This is a genomic window from Hoylesella marshii DSM 16973 = JCM 13450, assembly GCF_000146675.1.
Lineage (GTDB): Bacteria > Bacteroidota > Bacteroidia > Bacteroidales > Bacteroidaceae > Prevotella > Prevotella marshii.
Genome location: NZ_GL397214.1, coordinates 542,234 through 561,160, shown reverse-complemented (window position 1 = coordinate 561,160; position 18,927 = coordinate 542,234). Strand labels below are relative to the sequence as shown.

General features: G+C 41.2%; 19 protein-coding genes and 5 pseudogenes. 11 read left to right on the top strand and 13 right to left on the bottom strand.

The features are described 5' to 3' along the window. The first annotated feature begins 41 nt into the window (after positions 1–41). Positions 42–521, top strand: coding sequence for a DUF1896 domain-containing protein (locus HMPREF0658_RS02405; protein ID WP_006948339.1), 480 nt, complete (start codon positions 42–44; stop codon positions 519–521). 83 nt (positions 522–604) lie between these two features. Here HMPREF0658_RS02405 and HMPREF0658_RS11600 read toward each other — a convergent pair whose 3' ends face one another. Beyond that, complete coding sequence (locus HMPREF0658_RS11600; protein WP_006948338.1) at positions 605–760, bottom strand: hypothetical protein; 156 nt, start codon at positions 758–760, stop codon at positions 605–607. 317 nt (positions 761–1,077) lie between these two features. On the opposite strand from HMPREF0658_RS11600, the gene HMPREF0658_RS02400 reads away from it, so the two are divergent. The 4 genes from HMPREF0658_RS02400 (at position 1,078) to HMPREF0658_RS02385 (ending at position 2,959) form a co-directional block, all read left to right on the top strand. After that, entirely contained in the window at positions 1,078–1,344 is a 267-nt protein-coding gene (locus HMPREF0658_RS02400) for a helix-turn-helix domain-containing protein (RefSeq protein WP_006948337.1), read from the top strand. 23 nt (positions 1,345–1,367) lie between these two features. Further along, the gene (locus HMPREF0658_RS02395; protein WP_006948333.1) at positions 1,368–1,676 is read left to right on the top strand and encodes a helix-turn-helix domain-containing protein; all 309 of its coding nucleotides are present in this window, start codon (positions 1,368–1,370) and stop codon (positions 1,674–1,676) included. A 2-nt stretch (positions 1,677–1,678) separates the two neighbouring features. Then, positions 1,679–2,305 (top strand): DUF3408 domain-containing protein, encoded by a 627-nt coding sequence (locus HMPREF0658_RS02390; protein WP_006948332.1) that lies wholly within the window; start codon positions 1,679–1,681, stop codon positions 2,303–2,305. Between the two features lie 210 nt (positions 2,306–2,515). Then, positions 2,516–2,959: a plasmid mobilization protein gene (locus tag HMPREF0658_RS02385; protein WP_006948330.1), complete on the top strand. Its 444-nt coding sequence runs from the start codon at positions 2,516–2,518 to the stop codon at positions 2,957–2,959. Here the strand turns inward: HMPREF0658_RS02385 and HMPREF0658_RS02380 are convergent. From HMPREF0658_RS02380 to HMPREF0658_RS02345, 8 genes and pseudogenes are all read right to left on the bottom strand, one after another. Continuing rightward, positions 2,954–3,433, bottom strand: coding sequence for a hypothetical protein (locus HMPREF0658_RS02380; RefSeq protein WP_006948328.1), 480 nt, complete (start codon positions 3,431–3,433; stop codon positions 2,954–2,956). The genes HMPREF0658_RS02385 and HMPREF0658_RS02380 overlap by 6 nt on opposite strands. Before the next feature lies 1 nt (position 3,434). Next, positions 3,435–5,620, bottom strand: a pseudogene (locus HMPREF0658_RS11905) (peptidase domain-containing ABC transporter). A gap of 68 nt (positions 5,621–5,688) precedes the next feature. Further along, the gene (locus HMPREF0658_RS02370; RefSeq protein ID WP_232510388.1) at positions 5,689–7,998 is read right to left on the bottom strand and encodes an outer membrane beta-barrel protein; all 2,310 of its coding nucleotides are present in this window, start codon (positions 7,996–7,998) and stop codon (positions 5,689–5,691) included. A 125-nt stretch (positions 7,999–8,123) separates the two neighbouring features. Beyond that, positions 8,124–8,369, bottom strand: a pseudogene (locus HMPREF0658_RS02365) (3-oxoacyl-ACP synthase); the annotation flags it as partial. Then, positions 8,344–8,673, bottom strand: a pseudogene (locus tag HMPREF0658_RS11960) (hypothetical protein); the annotation flags it as partial. The pseudogenes HMPREF0658_RS02365 and HMPREF0658_RS11960, both read right to left, overlap by 26 nt. Positions 8,674–8,882: 209 nt before the next feature. Further along, positions 8,883–9,758 carry an IS3 family transposase gene (locus HMPREF0658_RS02355; protein ID WP_006948317.1) on the bottom strand — a complete coding sequence of 292 codons (876 nt, stop codon included), beginning with the start codon at positions 9,756–9,758 and terminating at the stop codon, positions 8,883–8,885. 8 nt (positions 9,759–9,766) lie between these two features. After that, on the bottom strand, positions 9,767–9,970 hold the full coding sequence (locus HMPREF0658_RS11810; protein WP_006255059.1) for a hypothetical protein: 204 nt from the start codon (positions 9,968–9,970) through the stop codon (positions 9,767–9,769). Between the two features lie 219 nt (positions 9,971–10,189). Beyond that, positions 10,190–10,531 (bottom strand): annotated as a pseudogene (locus tag HMPREF0658_RS02345) (TetR/AcrR family transcriptional regulator); the annotation flags it as partial. Positions 10,532–10,974: 443 nt separating this feature from the next. On the opposite strand from HMPREF0658_RS02345, the pseudogene HMPREF0658_RS12015 reads away from it, so the two are divergent. The 6 genes and pseudogenes from HMPREF0658_RS12015 to HMPREF0658_RS02325 form a co-directional block, all read left to right on the top strand. Further along, positions 10,975–11,232, top strand: a pseudogene (locus tag HMPREF0658_RS12015) (helicase); the annotation flags it as partial. Positions 11,233–11,550: 318 nt separating this feature from the next. Next, the gene (locus HMPREF0658_RS11590) at positions 11,551–11,727 is read left to right on the top strand and encodes a hypothetical protein (RefSeq protein ID WP_006948310.1); all 177 of its coding nucleotides are present in this window, start codon (positions 11,551–11,553) and stop codon (positions 11,725–11,727) included. A gap of 90 nt (positions 11,728–11,817) precedes the next feature. Continuing rightward, positions 11,818–12,762, top strand: a complete 945-nt coding sequence (locus HMPREF0658_RS11805; RefSeq protein ID WP_006948309.1) for a carboxypeptidase-like regulatory domain-containing protein — start codon at positions 11,818–11,820, stop codon at positions 12,760–12,762. A 158-nt stretch (positions 12,763–12,920) separates the two neighbouring features. After that, positions 12,921–14,153 (top strand): outer membrane beta-barrel protein, encoded by a 1,233-nt coding sequence (locus tag HMPREF0658_RS11800; RefSeq protein ID WP_006948308.1) that lies wholly within the window; start codon positions 12,921–12,923, stop codon positions 14,151–14,153. A gap of 66 nt (positions 14,154–14,219) precedes the next feature. Further along, on the top strand, positions 14,220–16,433 hold the full coding sequence (locus HMPREF0658_RS02330) for a peptidase domain-containing ABC transporter (protein WP_004364871.1): 2,214 nt from the start codon (positions 14,220–14,222) through the stop codon (positions 16,431–16,433). A 1-nt stretch (position 16,434) separates the two neighbouring features. Further along, complete coding sequence (locus HMPREF0658_RS02325; protein WP_004364872.1) at positions 16,435–16,920, top strand: hypothetical protein; 486 nt, start codon at positions 16,435–16,437, stop codon at positions 16,918–16,920. Positions 16,921–16,936: 16 nt separating this feature from the next. Here HMPREF0658_RS02325 and HMPREF0658_RS02320 read toward each other — a convergent pair whose 3' ends face one another. The 4 genes from HMPREF0658_RS02320 to HMPREF0658_RS02305 form a co-directional block, all read right to left on the bottom strand. Further along, positions 16,937–17,362 carry a plasmid mobilization protein gene (locus HMPREF0658_RS02320; protein ID WP_004364874.1) on the bottom strand — a complete coding sequence of 142 codons (426 nt, stop codon included), beginning with the start codon at positions 17,360–17,362 and terminating at the stop codon, positions 16,937–16,939. A 210-nt stretch (positions 17,363–17,572) separates the two neighbouring features. Continuing rightward, on the bottom strand, positions 17,573–18,079 hold the full coding sequence (locus tag HMPREF0658_RS02315) for a DUF3408 domain-containing protein (protein ID WP_004364875.1): 507 nt from the start codon (positions 18,077–18,079) through the stop codon (positions 17,573–17,575). Continuing rightward, positions 18,067–18,381, bottom strand: coding sequence for a helix-turn-helix domain-containing protein (locus HMPREF0658_RS02310; RefSeq protein ID WP_004364876.1), 315 nt, complete (start codon positions 18,379–18,381; stop codon positions 18,067–18,069). Before HMPREF0658_RS02310 ends, HMPREF0658_RS02315 begins: the two co-directional genes overlap by 13 nt. 3 nt (positions 18,382–18,384) lie before the next feature. Next, positions 18,385–18,654, bottom strand: coding sequence for a helix-turn-helix domain-containing protein (locus HMPREF0658_RS02305; RefSeq protein WP_004364877.1), 270 nt, complete (start codon positions 18,652–18,654; stop codon positions 18,385–18,387). Positions 18,655–18,927: the final 273 nt, after the last annotated feature.

Here is an 18,927-nt window from a genome sequence, read left to right as displayed (position 1 = left end):
ATGATACAAAACGAAGAATTCCAACCTATAACAAAAAAGCAATGACGCAGAAGAATAAAAAGGAACTTTCCTACTTCCGATTGAAGTTGGAAAACTATATGAGTGAACACCATCCCGAAAGAATGAGTGATACGGATTTTATCAAGGCAAGAACCGATATGGCACTGACCGCCTACTGTGATGCCGTGGCACAAGGTTTTAATCATGTGGAAGCAGAAAGCATAGCAAGTGAAGTGCTTTTTAGTGGACTGCACTTCTCAAAGTATGACACCCTTGTTTCAGTTTTGGAGAACGAGTTTGAGAGGGAGCTCCCTGCTCCGCTCCCCGAGAAACTCGCGCCCATATTGTTGTCGAACAAGGCTGTTCAAACCACGTTCGACAAGTTCGGTTTGACGGACACATTTGCCGAAAACAGACAATACGACCGTCTTTACACCGAACTCACAGGCACGATAGTGCTGCTCATCGAGAGCAATAGGCTACCAACGGTCAGCCAGGCGGAGGAAGCAAGTCCGAAGTAGTTGTAAGCAAAGGCGCACGCAAAGTCCCTGATGCCGTTTCTTATCGTGCAAAGGTACAACGGCAGCCGATCTGCCCTGCAAGGTCAAGTCCTGCGGATGGAGAGAAGAATCTCCACCGTAGGATTTTTCTTTTTCAAGTCGGTACTGTCATCCTCAATATCCGTGCGGTCGTATTCATCTCTCCCAACCTTGCAGGGCAGGACTGCCGTATAGAGATATGCACGACAAGAATACGGCATACTCAGGCTCTTTGGACGCAAGGCGCAGTTCCCAACTGTAATCCACCGTTTTGCGAACTCTCCCAATCAGACGACTGATATAGCACTTATATTCTCGAACAAAAAAGGAAAGAGCCGGCCCCTCATCTCATTACCGCAATAACACTGACGCATTTCCTTTGTTTTTTCTCTTGTTTTCCTGACATTTCCCTGCTTTTCCCCGTTCCTTGCAGCGATGCTTTTGAGCACTTACTTTTGCACCCGAGAAGTACGGCAACGGACTGCGTAACAGTTCGTTTGCCGAGTAACAACAAAGTAATCAAAACAATATCAAGGCAATGAAACTCATGATCATCGACCGCAAAGCATGGGAGCGACACCGCTCCGAATTTGCAGACTTTATCCACCGTGTGGAAAAACTCATCGGAAATCCTCCAGAGACCGATCAATGGCTTGACAATGAAGCCGTGTGTAGGCGTTTGGGTATCAGCAAGCGTACCCTGCAATCATACAGAGACACGGGTAAAATCCCTTTCTCAATGATTGGACACAAGTGTTATTACAAACAGACCGACATCAGTGAAATGCTGAATACAGTCAAGTAATGAACCCAAAGAATGAATGAACCATGGCAGAGAATGAAATCATTACGCAGGAAGACCCTCAGATGCAGTTGTTTTCACAACTGATGGAAGGTACATTGAAGAAAATGGAGCGATATTGTTCCACTGTCCGTCCGATGCTGGACGGTGAGGTTTACCTTTCGGGCGAGGAAGTGTGCAGTCAATTACGGCTCAGCACACGCACGCTCCAAGAGTACAGAAACGCAGGAACGCTTCCTTTTTACAAAATCGGAGGGAAGATACTCTATAAGCAGAGCGACATACACGCCATGCTTGAAAGACACTATAACCCGATACCCAAGAAATTACAATAACTATGGATAGAAAGAGAAAGGCAGTCTTAGAACAAGCCCTCAGAGATATGGGAAATTATGGCGTTAAGCTCCGCAAGCCCGAAGATTTGCCAGATTTTGACCAGCCCTCTGACTATGAAGAGGAAAAGAAAAGATTTGAGCCTATAAAAATGGATGAAGAGCATGAAGAAGATGCTTTGTCCGAAGAGCCATTGACAGCGGAAGAGAGGCAAAAAAGGATATTGAAAGACGCACAGAAGTGGATGGCAGACGACGGAACAACAGGAATTCCATCACGGCGCACTGCAATGTTTAACCCTTCTGATGATGAAGATGCTTCGGAGGAAAAAGTAATCAGCTCAGAGAGAATTAAAATGGACACGGAAGAAGTTTCTCATCAAGGGAGTAAGAACAAGACAAAAAGCAAGGACGGAGAGGATTTAGCCCGATTTCTAGGGAGATACCTCCGCCCCTTTCGCAACAGCCATCGCAAAGCCGTATATGTGTCAGAGGAAACCCAACGAAGGTTGGACTTCGTGGTGCGGAAAATCGGTGAGCAGGAAGCGAGCGTTTCGGGATATGTGGAACAAGTGCTTCGGGAACACCTCGACCAATACAAGGAAGATGTGGAAAGATGGAGAAAACTCTGAACAACAGCAATCCTCGAATGCAAGCCTGTGCAGAGTTACCGTATTCAATGAATGCAGTAACACGGCAGGGGCTTATAATCCCATTTTCTACATCAGCAGCAAGGTGTGTCTTTGTGACACAAACTGCCGTTTGTCCCACAAAGGCCCTTGCCCCGAAAGGGGGAATAAATCACTCCAAAGTCGTAATTAGAGAAACGAAAACAAGAGAATATGGCAAGTGATAATTCAAGGAAAAGAGTACCCCAAAGGTATGGTGATATGCCCGACAAGTGGGACGACTGGCACGTCCGCCTGCCCGACCCGAAAGACCAACTTCGGGTGATAGACCTCTATCACAAGTCAGGCTCAAAGTCCAAGTCAGAGTTCGTGCGTGCAAGGTTATTAGGAGAGCATTTTAAGGTGATAACGGTGGACAAGTCCGCTGTGGAGTATTACCGCAAGCTCTCCGAACTCACTGCCGAAGTCCATAAAATTGGAGTGAACTATAATCAGGTGGTGCGCTTTCTCCACATCACCGAGAGGGAAACAACGACACAAACCCTGTTGCAGGAGCTTATCCGCTTGACAAAAGAACTCACCGCCCTACAAGAGAAGGCGGTGAGTTTGACGATTGATTATCGAGAGAGGGATGATAAATGTCCGACTCCATTATAATTCCCCAAGCATTTTTTGTAGGAGATTACCAGATGAGTGTACTATTTGAAAGTCTACAGTTTGGTTTTCCACTGATTTTATTTCGGCTGACTTAAAACGACAGAGAGCTTCCTGACGTTCCAAAGTGTCACGTACGATAAAAAGGTCTCGTAGCTGCCCTGCGAACGTTCCATAGGGCGATTGCAGATAAATTATTTGTCCGTTTATATTTTCGAGATGTTTGTTCTCGAATCGAAGCAAGATGGCTATCTCTATGCTGTCGGTTGGAGTGTTATTTATTTCACGCACAGTAGCCGTTCCATAATAAACCTGCTTGTAGGGCAGGAAGTAGGCTACAGCAAAAAGGCAGAGCAACACCGTTCCGATGGTGGTAATGCCATAACGGACAAGTGAGGAGGGTATCTGTCCCACGATACTGCGGACTTTCTCGCTACGCAGTTCAAAACTCCGTTCTTGTTTCTTTTCTTCTTCCATATTAGTTACCAAGTTCTAATTGATTCTTTACTAAGGCAAAGTATTTACCACGTTTGGCGGTCAGTTCTTCGTGTGTCCCTACCTCTACAATTTTACCTTCATCCAAAACTACTATTTGGTCGGCATTGCGGACAGTGGAAAGACGATGTGCCACTACGACTACGGTTTTTCCCTTGTAGAACTCCGAGAGGTTTTCTGTTATGGCTCGCTCGTTGTTGGCATCGAGGGCATTGGTAGCTTCGTCCAAAAATACGAACGTCGGATTCTTATAGACTACCCTCGCAATAAGTATGCGTTGTCGTTGCCCTTGACTGACACCTTGCCCATCCTGTCCTATCATCGTGTTATATAAGTCAAAGGCAGGGCTTCGATGTAGTCGGCGATGTTTGCCACACGGGCTGCATGGCGGATGCGTTCGATGCCGGGCTCATCGTCAGATATGGCAATGTTTCTCGCAATGGTATCGGAGAACAAGTAGCCCTCCTGCATTACAGTTCCACACTGGCTTCGCCACCATTCGAGATTGTATTCATTTAAGTTGGCGTTACCTATCTGAATGTTTCCATTCAACGGTTCATAAAAGCCTAGAAGAAGTTTGATAAGAGTGGTTTTCCCACTTCCACTTGGACCCACGATTGCCGTTACCTTACCGTTGGGAATAGAAAGGTTGATATTCGATAGAATATCTTTAGAACTATAAATGTCGTATTTAAAGGATAGGTTTTTTATCGTGAGGGAATGTCCTTCGGATTTTTCATCCGTATAGGCATTTTGTGTTCTTTCTGCATTTTCCTCATTAGTCTCAGTATGTATTTCGTTCATACGGTCAAGGCTGATGCTTACGTCCTGCCATGAGTAGATAAATTGAATAAGTTGTTCCACAGGACTGTTGAGCTGTCCGATAATATACTGTACAGCCAGCATCATACCGAGCGTCATGTTTCCATGTATCACGGCTGTGGCAGCGAGAACGGTAATTAAAATGTTTTTTACCTCGTTGATGGTGATGCTTCCTGCCTGTTGTATCTGCTGCAGGTTCAAGGATTGCAGATTGACCTTGAACAGATCGGCTTGTACGTCCTCCCATTCTCAACGTTTGCGCTGTTCACAGCCCTGCAACTTGATTTCCTGCATTCCATTGATGAGCTGGTAGGTAACGTTACGGTTTCGCCCTGCCTGCTCAAAATATTTATAGTCGAGCTGCCTGCGCTTTTTGAGGAAGAGGATAATCCAGACTGCGTAAAGCGATGTCCCAAATAGGAAGACAAGGAATATTCCGAGATTATAGACCGCAAGCACAATGCCAAACACAAGGAAAGTGAAAAACGAGAATAATAAACTTAGACTGCTTGATGTGAGGAACTGTTCTACACGTCGGTGGTCTTCAATGCGTTGCAATAGGTCGCCCATCAATTTGGTATCGAAGAACTTCATCGGCAACTTCATCAGTTTAATAAAGAAATCCGAGATAAGCGAGATATTGATGCGCGTGGAAATGTGCAAGAGTATTTTGGAGCGAATGAAGTCAATGGCTGTACGACTGAAAAGAAGCATCATTTGAGCCAATAAAACCAGCCACACGAACCCAATGTCCTTTCCTCCGATACCCGTATCCACAATGGCTTGTGTGAGGAAAGGAAAGACGAGTTGCAGGAGCGAACCGAGCAACAAGCCAAGTATCAATTGAATGAAGAAGCGTCTGTACTTCCTGAGGTATTTCCAAAGAAATTTTACGCGGTTCTGAGTCGGAATAGTTTCAGTATCATTTTGTACATAGAACTTTTCTGTCGGTTCGAGAAGAAGGGCAATACCTTTCTCCTCGCCGTTGGTCTTAGTACTCACCCAATGCTCGCAGAATTCCTCCTTGGTATAGGTTATAAGTCCTTTTCCAGGATCTGCCACATAAACTTCATATTGATTACCTCTGCGTTTCTTTATCTTATAAACAACCACAAAGTGGTTCTGGTTCCAATGAATGATGCAAGGTAAGGCTACTTCTGACGTAAGCGTGTCAAAACTCAATCGACCACCGATAGTTTTAAAGCCAATCTCCTCTGCCGCCTTACTAATCCCGAGGAGAGAAACACCTCCCTTACCGAGATCGCAAGTCTTTCGTATAGCTTCAATATTGGGGTGTGTTCCATAGTGCTTGGCAATCATTACCAAACAAGAGGGACCACAATCCATTGCATCACATTGTTTTGCAAAACTATAAAAAATCATACAATAGAGTTAAAAGCAAAGTTAATGTTGCACTACAGCCTATTCAGTATATTATCCAAACTCTTTACTTTATTCTTGCGAGAAGTCTTGTTGACATTGTATTTAAGGTAAATAGAAAAATATCGCGAGTCTGCGTTGTTTCTTTGTAAGTTGTTAATGTTTAAATACTTGACTTCCCAATCGGAGTTTTCGGTACGAAAAAGGTCGTTGCAAGCAATATTCAGTTGCATTCTCTTATCAAAGAAACTGAAAGTAATGCCAGTGCTGGTGCTGAATGCCGGATACTGTTTAAAGACGGTATCTTCTGTCTTTCCGGTATAATTCATTCTCACGTAATAGTTTATATTATCCCGTAAGCGATAGTTATAATTAACCGACACATAGACAGAGGTAAAAAAACGATGTTTTTCAACCTGTAAATTGTCTAATTGATTTTTTTGCGCTAACAGTGCACTGTGGAAACCTATCTGATGCTTTCCAAATCGTTTCGTCAGGTTTGCTCCGATGCTTATTTGATGGTTCTTCGCTATATTGACAGGAATTACTTTAATCACTTGTCGGTTGGCAGCATCAGTCATCGGTACTTCCTGTATTTGGTTCCTTATGAATGAGTATTCCGCATAAAGGTTCAAAATATTGTCGTACAATGCACTTAATGAGAAATTGTTAAAGTAAACCGGTTCCAAATTCGGATTTCCTATTCTATAACTATACTTGTCGTAATAGGTTATGATGGGATTTAATTGTTGATAAGAAGGAAGGTTCATCTTTCTGTCGTACGTCAGGGAAAGGTTCCATTTGGAAGACAAATTTACCTCCAAAGACATAAACGGGAACAGACTGCTAATTCGTTTTGTTTGTTCGGCATATTCTTTCGTATCTTTATATTTCAGCCAAACCGTTTCGTATCTGATACCTGCTTGAAGCCCAAATTTATTTAATTGCTTTTTCAGGTTGATGTAATATGCAATCTGTTGTTCTTTATGTTCTCCCTCGTTATTTATCGCTTTCGCCATTTCCGCGTTATTATAGGAAAAGGTATTGTTCGTCAAGTTCATATAGTCTAAGCCCAGATTTCCGTCAAATGAACGCCAAAGTGTGCCCACATAGTTTAGCTGAGCCAGATAAACGTTATAACGTCCTTTATAAATTATGCAAAACTCATTTGTTTTTTGTTTGTTGGAGTTCTTGATTGTTTGGTTGTCATCGGAAGATTGATATATGTAGTCAAGATTTAATTCTAAATGACTATCTTTCAATACCGGCAGATTATAGAAGAGGTTCAACCGATTATTCTTTTCATTGTAATTTGGTGCAATCTCTGTGAATATCTGTTCGTGCAAGCCGGGTTCAATATATTCTGTAGTACTTTTGTTAATCGGCTTGTTTCCCGCATAATAGAAATCATCATATAGCTGCAAGTAGTGGTTGTTGCTGAACTCATATTTAAGTCCAAACGAAGCATCAAAGCCTTTTCGTTTGTTTTGTATTGACTGCCGACTAATGTATTGGACATTATTCTCTACATTTTGTGTTTCCACAGTGTAGTAATTCAAATCGTTACGGAAACTCGTGATAACTCCGCCATTAAGTGTTATTTTATTTGATGCGAGATAAAAGTTGGCGTTTTCTGTATTGGAAATTTTCCTACCTACTTTCGTCCTTTGGCTTATTTCCACAGAATTACCACTGCGCTCCTTTGTGGTAATTCGCAAGACAGATTTATACTTGCTGTTATATCGCACGCCTGCATTTTTCTCAAGAGCAACTGTTTTAATAGAGTTAACATTTAGGTTTTCTATTTCTGAAAATGAAGATACTACACGATTATCTATCAAAATGAGCAGATTGTCTTTGCCAATTAGTTTTATGCCGGAATTATCAGCTATAACTCCCGGCATATATGCTAAAACATCAATAGCGGAAATCATATCGGCAAGCGGAGTCCCCTCGACTTTCATCGCTAATGAATTATTCGTTCTCTTCCAAATTTTATGAGAAGCCGTAACTGTAACTTCGTCCAAGAAAGTTTCATTGCGTAGAAGCTCTACTCGCAAATGGATATTCTGGTTGGAAGTAATTGTAAAGGGGATTCTCTGTTTTTCATAGCCTACACATGAAACTTCCAAGAAGTAGTTGCCAACATCTATCTTGTCAATCACGAAGGTTCCCAATTGGTCTGTTACTGTTCCGGAAACGAATGCAGAATCTTCCACATTTTTAACCATCACATTACAATACTCTATCGCATTGTTGTCATGCTGTACTACTCCCGAAACCTGCTGTCCATAAGAACTCTGTATAGACAACAAAACAAGAACTAATAAGCTTACAAACTTCATCTCCCTACTTAATATAGAGAAGATGTTTTTGAAAATACGAGAACTTCTCATTCGAAACATAAAATTACAAATAAATATCATTGTAGACATTTGGAGCATGAGGACAACTAGGGTCTGGATAGTCCCATTTGTCTATTCTCAAATAGCCCACATACGGCCTCCTTTGCCAACTCTGCATTCGAGTGTGTTAGGTTTTGGTTTTTGTCCAACCCGTAATATCTCGTTTTGATGCCATTTTGTCTAAGGACAATGGAACGAACCCTTGACGGATTTCCACCAATTTCCCCGATATAGTCCTCCATTTCCTCATTGGCGATGGGAGAATTAGGAAGATATGCCGATACGCTATTGATATATGCTGCTTTTTTCATAGGAATATTGTTTGGTTATTAAATTATATATTATGTATATTTGTTCTTTCAATTCGGAAATGGAAAGTTGGCTGCTCAATGCACTTCTGTATGACAATCCAAGATATATATTTCTAATGGAAGATATAATATTTTCTGTTTCCACCGTTTGGGTAATCTCTCCTTTCTGTTTGGCAAGTTCTATTACCTCTTTCCACTCAAGGTTCTTTCTATTCTCATATTCTTGAAATTTCTCTTTCCAATCCGGGTAGTTGTCTTTCAGATACAGGATAAATGACATGAAATTGGCAGGAGTGCAATGTCCTGGAATTAGTTGACAACTTTGGTTCTTAATTTCATTCTTCTTTGACAAGTTTATTTGCTAAGTTCAAATACGCTTGTCGTGTTCTTTTCTTAACTACATAGTTAGTTGACAGTTGTCTTCTAATTGCAAAATTACTCTTTTATTTTCTTGTTGCGGTTGTTTCTACCTCCTTCTTTTATTGTTTGACTTAATAATGTATACCAAGAGAGTTATGCCGTCAACCTTCCGACTTCTTCCATTGGCGTTCTCATCTGCAGGCTCTGATGCGGTCTGAACGTGTTGTACAGGTCGATGGCTTTCTTTGTAAGGCGCCTGACCTGCTGCAGACTTTTGTCTTCTGTACTGAAGAGCCAACCGTTCTTGAGCGTATTGTTCATCCTCTCGGCCAGAGCGTTGTGCAATGGGTCTCCGGTTTGTGTCATGCTTATTTGTATTCCAAGAGATTTGAGTTTGTCAACGTACTCATTGCAGCAGTATTGCACGCCGCGGTCGGAGTGGTGTATGAGTTGCGAGAGTTCGACATTATACTTTCTGTAGAAATCGATGGCCATAGAGAGGGCTTTCATCGGACCTTGTCTCTCAAGGGTCGGATGCAGGCACCAGCCCACGATCAGACGTGAAGCGGCATCGGTTACTAAGGAGAGATAGGCCCAACCTGAAGAGGTTGCCACGTAGGTGATATCCGTAACGCACAGCTCGCCGAAGCGGGCGGGATGTAGCTTGGGCGTTGTGTTGAGAAGGTCTTCATAGATGTGGTAGTGGTGATTGGAGTTGGTCGTCCTTGGGCGTTTGCGACGGCGAAGGCACAGACCGTTAGAGCGGAAGAGCTCATAGCATTGGTCGCGCCCGATGGTAAACTTATCTGCATACTTGCGACGGCATAGCTCGTAAAGGATGCGTATGCCGGCCTTGGGTAAAGAGGTGCGAAGCTCCTGCGCATAGAACACGATGCTGCTGCGCAGGACGTCTAACTCCAAAGAGCGATCCACATGGCGATAATATCCTTGTCTGCTTATGCCAAGATAACCGCAGAGTAAACTGACAGGATGACTTACTAGCTCCTGTCTTTCTTTTCCCTGCGACAAGGTCTTGATTACTTGGCAGCGGAGTTTTTTCGTATGCGGATGTTGTATTTCTTCTCAGCAAGGTCGATCATCGTCTTGTTGGCCAAACCATAAAGTTTTTCAACGGCCAATTCTTTTTCAAGACGTTTGATCTCTTTTTCATGAGCCTTGCGCTCGCGTAATAGCTGCGCTTGTAGCTCTTCGAGCTGAACGGGGATATCTTCTTTTTTCATAAGATATGCTACTGACGAGACGTCGGGTGAGCCATATTCGGTATAAATACGATGGAATGTGCTTAAAGGGATACCATGACGAGAAGAGAACTCATGCAAGGTTAAGCCACTTGTTACATACTGATGTAATAACAGTATTTTCTCTGATTCATTGTAATGAGACATAAATTTTTACTCCTTTTTTGATTTAGAAAGTGTCAACTTATTCAGTACACTACAAGTAACGGTGCCTTTTGTCATCATAAAAAATGATTTCATACGGCGACCGATATTTTTTATACGATTGTCGATGAAGTCCTTTAATGGCATTGAACTTGTAAACGCAAGAAGGTCGGGAGCATCATTGGTCAAGAATTGAAATACAAACCTATCAACAGCATGATGGAAAATATCTTCTTTATTCTTGAAGTGATGAAACATATTTCCACGAGAAACGTTGGTTGCTTCGACCAAGTCTGCGAATGATACTGCTGCATAACCTTTTTTCAGAAATAGCCTGAACGATTCATTAAGGATAATATCCCTTTTGCTTATGCTTTCTTTATCTGTTTGTTTTTCCATTATTTCATACTTGCTAAATTCAAAACAGAACGTTCGTTCTGTGTTTGTAAGTGCAATATTATGCAAATTATTTCAATCCGCCAAATATTTCGGGGAATTTTTCTTCAAAAAGTTTCATTTCTCTCTTTTTTGCATTTTGCAATAGAAAAATAGTTGTTTCTATTCATTTTTGCTGATTAGGCAATAAGGCTAAAAAATTCTGACAAATTACTTCCATTAAAATTAGTTGGTAATGATTTTAAGTGCTCCTACAATTTATTTCCGTAAAAACACACTGCTTTCATCAGAAAATATTATCTTTGCATTATCAATTTAAGTGTTCTTTGGGGCGTTGCAGAATAAAGAAAGGGAAAGAAACTCACTCGTTTCTAACTCGTTCAGCTTTTATTATTCTATATTATGTTTTCCCTTTATAATCAGCAGGTTACATCCACTTCTATTACTTTTATGCGGAGATTTGCGATTTCCGCACAGCAAAGGATATAGGCATCGATCGTCCCGAAAAAAACGAGATACTCCATAACATTCCGCCGACACCTGAACAGGAGGAGTTTATCGGCAAGTTGATGGAGTTTGCCAAAAACGGTGATGCCACGCTTTTGGGGCGTGCGCCGTTGAGCGAGAGTGAGGAAAAGGCAAAGATGCTGATTGCAACTGATTACGCGCGCAAAAGATTCAAGAATATTGTATCTTTCAGATAATCAATAAAATAAGAATGAATAAAGGGTAAATGGGTTACGAGATGGAAACGAGCGAGTTTCTTTCCCTTTCTTTATTTTGCAATGCTTCAATGAACACTTAATTTATAGTTGCAAAGATAGTCATTTCATTATGAAAAACGACACAAAATAATGGAAATCGCAAAAAACGTGGCGAAAAATTTGTTTTTCTCGTTTTCTTTTCGTAATATTGCAATTGAATGTCTGTTAATATGCACATCGTGCGAAACTCTGACATCCAAATTTTAATTAACGGTTCGGAGAATACCGAGCCAAGTATAAACTTTATTCTATTTAGTTATGAAAGCATTAGCTTTAGAAGTCTTTTCAAAAGACGAAATGGGTTTTATCAATGGTGGCGGTGATGTAACTGCAACTAAAACCATTATCAATGCAGATGGTTCAACAACCACCATTACAACAACGATTAAGGATGATGGGACTGTCATCATTGACAGAGTAACAACAAAGCCTTAAGAGTTTCTGTGTCTGACTATGCTCTTTCGTTCATAGTCAGACATTTTATTTTTATTTACAACTTTATATCTCTATAACTTTCTTGTTGTAATGTTTCGTGTTTTAATTTTAATTTTAATTTCTGTTTTCAGTTTTCAATCTCAAGCAGCAATAGTACCTCAAGATACATTGATGTTATCAGCTACCGTAGTTGATGAGGTACAAGAACCTTTACCCTATGCCACCGTACTATTAATTACAGAAGAAGGAGAAATTTTAAAAAGTACAACAACTGATTCAAAAGGGGTGTTCAATATAAGCAAAGAAGGAACTGATGGTAAATTTATTGCTGTCAGATTTATGGGATATAAACAAGCACGAGTCTCTATTCCTCTTCCAACTGTTATCCAGTTAGAACCGAATTCCAACACGTTGCAAGAGGTTATAGTTAAAGGAAAAAGAGCAGTCTATAAAGTTTCAGAAGGAACATTTGAAATAGACGTCTCAAAATCAGAGTTAAAAAAATTACCCGAAGTTGCAGATGTTCTTGCTTTTCTTCCAGGAATGTTGGCGACCGGTGGAAGAGTTGTACCTATATCAGGAGGCACACCTTTGTATATATTGAATGGAGTAGAACAAAAATCATACGATAGAATCGGTACGCTCCGTCCTGAACAAATAAAAACGGTAAATGTTAATTACTATCCACCAGCTAAATATTCGGCTCAATATGGTTGTATTATTTCTATTACAACAAACCAACAATTAACAGATTACTTTTCTGCTCAGGTGGAACATAATTCTTTGTTCGGACGGCGGTATACAGAAGAGGATGTATTGAGAATTTCTTTATCAAAAAAGAAATGGGATAATTTATTGTCTTATAATTTTTCATACCTCAATGAAGATAACACAGGTACCAATCAATACGATGTATTAAGCCCTAAAGGGAAACGGAACGGTCTTCCATCTCTTACAATAATGAAATTCTTTCCAAGCCTGCTCACCATATTGTCGAAAGTTTCAGTTACAGACCCAATCAAAAATTTAATATAACATTTCAGGGTGATATAAATATCTCCAATAAGAAAGCGAATACCCAAGGAGATGAGTATAACTATGAATATGGTCTGAATACACTATATTCCAACACTCATCAAGATGAAAGAAGTCGTAATATTTCTGCCAATGCCGATTTGTTGGTAAATTATACAATGACAGATAAGCAACAACTATCTGTTTCTGGCGGTTATTTCTACGCTAAAACAAAATCAGAGATAGATTTAGTATCAAACAGTAAAAACCGTTCTTGGATAAATGGTAAAAATGACTATAACGCATTTAATACAAAGATAGAGTACGACTACAACTCGAAAAAGGGTTTCTCTCTAAATATGGGCTTTCAAGGAAATTCTATTCTGAACAAAGGCTATTCAAATTACATTTTTGAGAATACTACGACTCCATTCTATAATATAACGAGTAATCTTCAAGATGATGAACTCAGTTTATTTGCAACTATAAATCAAAAATGGAATAAACTCTTTATCACCGCAGGGGTTAGAGGAAGCATTTTTCATTCTGAATATGAGCAAAATAAAACAAATAGTATTACTGATACATACTTTAAACTCTTTCCTCGTATAACAGCCCAATGGCAGATAAATCCCGATTTGCTATTCATTGGAAGTATTATTACTCAGAATTCACGACCAATGTTTAGGGATATTTCCCCTCTTTTGCATTATATAAATCCTTATTTATATGAAAAAGGTAATTCATCTCTTAAATCTAATGATAGATACATTTATTCCTTATCTATGGTATGGAAGAATAAATTTGTCTTACAGGGAAGATACATACATGACGCTAATGCTGTTTTGTGGAAGTTCACCGAAAATTCTGAATTAAATGGAGCTCTATTGAATTCTCCCGTCAATGTAGATTACAATACATGGTTGTTTAATGCAAGTTATTCAGATAAATTCGGTATATATAGATTTGCTTATAATGCTTCATTTCGTTATATTCCAACAAAAATTAAATACTTAGATACTTATGCACCTAGAAATCCAAATATTGCATTTACCTTGGTCAATCAATTTGACATTACTAAGCAAATGATGGCGTCTATAGATTTATCTTACTCTTCAAAAAATGGTTTCTTGGGAGTATTGGAATCACCTAAGTATGGTTTATCTTTTTGGATACGGCAAAATTTCTTCAAAGATAATCGTTTACAAATTATCTTGAGAGGTAACGATTTATTACATAAATCTATATCAAAAACAAATGTATTCATAGATAATATCAAAGTACAAACAACTCCTGATTTCGATAGTCGCTTTCTTTTACTGACCATTAAATATACATTCAATGGATTTAAGGATACATTTAGAAGATTGAACACCAATGAAAGCAATCAGAAACGATTGAATTTGCAGTGATAATATTTTTGCAAATTTAATATTTACTTTAGTATAGTATTTTTAGTATAGTTTTATATATCATAAATGTACACCTTAGTTAGACAACGTGACGCAAAAGATTGTGGACCTTCTTGCTTAGCAATGATAGTTAAGCATTATGGTCGCGATTTTAATATTGATTCAATTAGAACAGTTTGTTCATTAAATCGAGAGGGAGTTTCTTTGCTTGGTATCAGTAAGGCTGCAGAAACTATCGGTTTCAAGACTGTTGGAGGTCGATTAAGTTTTGATACACTTGCATTTGAAGTTCCTTTGCCCTGCATTGTTCATTGGAATCAAAATCATTTTGTTGTTGTCTATAAAATAAAAAAGCACAAAAAAGGAAAATATACCGTATATGTTGCCGACCCTGGCAAAGGACTTGTTTCCTATACCCAAGAGGAGTTCTGCGAGCATTGGGTAAGTACTAAGACCAACGGTGAGGAGAAAGGTGTCGCCCTTCTTCTTGAACCGACAGAACAGTTCTATGCTCAAAACGATACAGAAACAGCACCGACTCAAAGCCGCGCGAAGTTCCTTTGGAACTATCTCAAAAAGTACAAGAGATTCTTTACGCAACTCATTCTCGGTCTGTTGCTCGGCTCGCTCCTGCAACTCATTTTCCCCTTCCTCACTCAAGCCATCGTTGATACAGGTATAGGAGGAAAGGATATAGGCTTTGTATGGTTAGTGCTCTTGGCAGAAATGATGCTACTTTTCAGCCGTACCGCCATCGACTTTATCCGCTCCAAAATACTCCTGCACATCTCCACACGTATCAATATCTCGCTCATCTCGGATTTCTTCATCAAATTGATGAAACTACCGATGAAGTTCTTCGACACCAAACTGATGGGCGACCTCTTGCAACGTATTGAAGACCACCGACGTGTGGAGCAGTTCCTCACCTCAAGCAGTCTGAGCCTGCTATTCTCGTTCTTCACCTTCCTTGTCTTCGGTGTCGTCCTTGCAGTCTATAATCTTGGCATCTTCCTTGTATTCCTCTCGGGGACATCGCTTTATGCCGGATGGATTATCCTTTTTCTCAAAAAGCGCAGGCAGTTGGACTACAAATATTTCGAGCAGGCAGGGCGAAACCGCAACGTTACCTACCAACTCATAGGTGGTATGCAGGAAATCAAGTTGCAGGGATGTGAGCAGCGCAAGCGTTGGGAATGGGAGGACGTGCAAGCCGACCTTTTCAAGGTCAATCTGCAAAGTCTTAATCTTCAGCAAATACAACAGGCAGGAAGCATCACCATCAACGAGATAAAAAATATCTTGATTACCGTTTTTGCTGCAACTTCTGTCATACAAGGCAATATGACGCTTGGTATGATGCTGGCAGTGCAGTACATCATTGGACAGCTCAACAGCCCCGTGGAACAGCTCATTCAGTTTATCTATTCTTGGCAAGACGTGAGCATCAGCCTTGACCGTATGAACGAAATTCATACAGAGACTAACGAGGAGAATGCGAAAAGAACACGGAATGCCTACATTGACGAAACACTTGAGGGACATTCCCTCAAGATAAAAGACCTCTCTTTCAAATACGACATCTACAGCCCAAAAGATATTCTCTCAGACATCAATCTCTCCATACCTAACGGCAAAGTAACCGCAATCGTGGGGGCGAGTGGAAGCGGAAAGACCACACTCGTTAAACTCTTGTTGGGGTTCTATGAACCTCTGAAAGGAAGCGTTCAAGTCGGCAGTGCCAATCTGAATGAATATAATCTCGGCTGGTGGCGAAGCCAATGCGGTGCGGTAATGCAGGAGGGGTATCTCTTCTCCGATACCATTGCGAGGAATATTGCCATATCGGATGATGAACCCGACATCGAACGTATCCGCCATGCTGCCCGTGTGGCAAACATCGCTGACTACATCGAAGCCCTGCCTTTGGCTTACAACACGATGATAGGACAGGACGGACAGGGCATCAGTCAGGGACAACGACAACGCATTTTGATAGCAAGGGTAGTCTATAAGAATCCAATGTTTGTCTTTCTGGATGAAGCGACCAATGCCCTCGATGCCAACAATGAACGAGCCATTACAGAAAACCTCTCGGAGTTCTACAAGGGAAAAACAGTTGTAGTAGTGGCACACCGCCTTTCCACTGTTCGCGATGCCGACCAAATTGTAGTTTTGGATGAAGGTAAAATTGTAGAGGTAGGTACACACGAGGATCTGACTGCTAAACGTGGTAAATATTTTGCCTTAGTGAAGAATCAATTAGAATTGGGTAACTGATATGGAAAACCAGGAAAAGAAACAGGAACGGAGTTTTGAGCTCCGCAGCGAGAAAGTACGCAGCATCGTGGGGCAGATACCCTCATCTCTCGTTCGTTATGGTATTACTGCCATAGGAGCTGTTTTGCTTTGTCTGTTAGCCGTAGCCTATTTCCTGCCTTATAAACAAGTGTATTCGGGAACGGCTACCGTACACGGAGCAACAACCGCAACACCAGCGGACAGCACAGATATAACCATCTTATTAAAGTTCGAGAATAAACGCCCCGACAATGTAAACAGACAAATGATTTATCTGCAATCTCCCTATGGAACGTTTGCAGGGCAGATACAGGACCTTTCTTCCGTCCGTGACACATTGGAGCGTCAGGAAGCCCTTTGTCGTTTCAAGCCAGCCGACATAAAAACAGTAGAAAACCAAACCATAGACTTCCAAATAACACGAACATCGGGCAATCTGCTGCAAAAAATGCTTGGGGGAATATAATTCCATCGCACATTCCTTATCTCTCCCGATAGTCAATGGTTAAACTCACTGCTTTCTCTTGGAAGGTAGTGAGTTCTTTTGTTAGTTGGATAAGTTCCTGCAACAAAGCTTTTACACTTTTCTCTGCCGTATAAAGGTGCATCAAGCGGACGACTTGATTATAGTTTATGCCAATCTTATGTACTTGGGCTGTGAGTTCAGAGAGCTTGCGGTAATACTCAACTGCGGACTTATCCACCATTATCACCTTGAATCTCTCTCCAAGGATACGGGCACGAACGAAATCGGACTTGCTCACTGCCCCCGACTTGTTGTACAGGTCGATGGCTCGCAGTTGGTCTTTCACATCTGGCATACGGGTGTCCCATCTGTCCCAGCGTGGCACTTCTTCTATCCTACGATGACCGTAGCGGTTGTTGTTGGCTATTTCTAATTTAGGCATAATCTTAACTTGTTTTGTTTGTTGTCTAATCACGACTTTGGAGTGATTTAATCCCCTTCGGGGCAAGGGTTTTTGTGGGACAAACGGTAGTTTGTCGGACAAAGACACACCTTGCTGATGTAGAAAATGGGATTATAAGCCCATGCCGTGTTACTGCATTCACTGAATACAGTAACTCAGCGTAGGCTTGCATTCGAGGAATGCAGTACTTCAGAGTTTCCGCCATCTTTCCACATCATCTTTGTATTGGTCGAGATGTTCTCGAAGCACCTGCTCCACATATCCTGAAACGCTTGCTCCCTGTTCACCGATTTTCCTCACCACGAAGTCCAACTTTCGTTGAGTTTCCTCTGATACATACACGGCTTTGCGGTGGCTGTTGCGAAAGGGCTGGAGATATTTCCCCTGAAACTCGGATAATTGCTTCCTGTCCCTTGTTTTTCCCATTCGTTGATGATTCTCTTCAGTAGAAGTAGCCCTTTCCTTTGGTGACAACTCTGTTTCTTGATTGGACGGTTGAGAATAGTCCTTGTGACTCTCCTTGTCATTTTGTTCCTCAACTTTAACAGGCTCAAATCTTTTCTTTTCCTCTTCATAATCTATGGGCTGATCAAAATCGGGCAACTCTTCTGGCTTGCGGAGCTTAACGCCATAATTGCCCATATCTCGAAGGGCTTGTTCCAGACGCTGTTTCCTTTGTTCATCTATTCTTGCCATAATTTCTTGGGTATTGCGTTATAATGCCTTTCAAGCATTGTTTGTATGTCGCTCTGTTTGTAAAGTATCTTCCCTCCGATTTTGTAGAAAGGAAGTGTTCCTAAGTTTCTGTACTCTTGGAGCGTGCGTGTGCTGAGCCGTAATTGGCTGCAAACCTCCTCGCCAGTGAGGTAAACCTCTCCGCCCAGCATCGGACGGGCGGTAGCGCAATAACGCTCCAGTTTCTTTAAGATGCCCTCCATCAGTTGTGCAAACATCTGCATCTGAGGGGCTTGCTGTGTAATGATTTCGTTCTCTGTCATAGTTCATTCATTGTTTGCGTTCAGTAACTCCGTGATGTCGCTCTCCTTGTAATAGCACTTGTGTCCAATCATTGAGAAAGGGATTTTCCCCGTATCTCTGTATGATTGCAGGGTACGTTTGCTGATGCCCAAACGCTTGCACACGGCTTCGTTGTCAAGCCATTCGTCCGTTTCGGGCGGATTGCCGATGAGTTGTTCGATACTGTGGATAAAGTCTGCAAATTCGGAGTGGTGTCGCTCCCACGCTTTGCGGTCGATGATAATGAGTTTCATTGCCTTGATTTTGTTTTGATTACTTTATTGTTACTCGGCAAACAAACTGTTATGCAGTCCATTGCCGTACTTATCGAGTGCAAAAGTAAACCCTCGGAAGCACCGCTGCAAGAAATGAGGAAAAGCAGGGAAATAGAGAGAAAACAAGAGAAAAGACCAAAGGAGATCCATCTGTGTTATTGCGGTAATGAGATGAGGTGCCGGCTCTTTCCTTTTATTATTTTGTTGTTTTATCGATAATTCGATAGTTCGACAAATCGAGATATCGAAGTG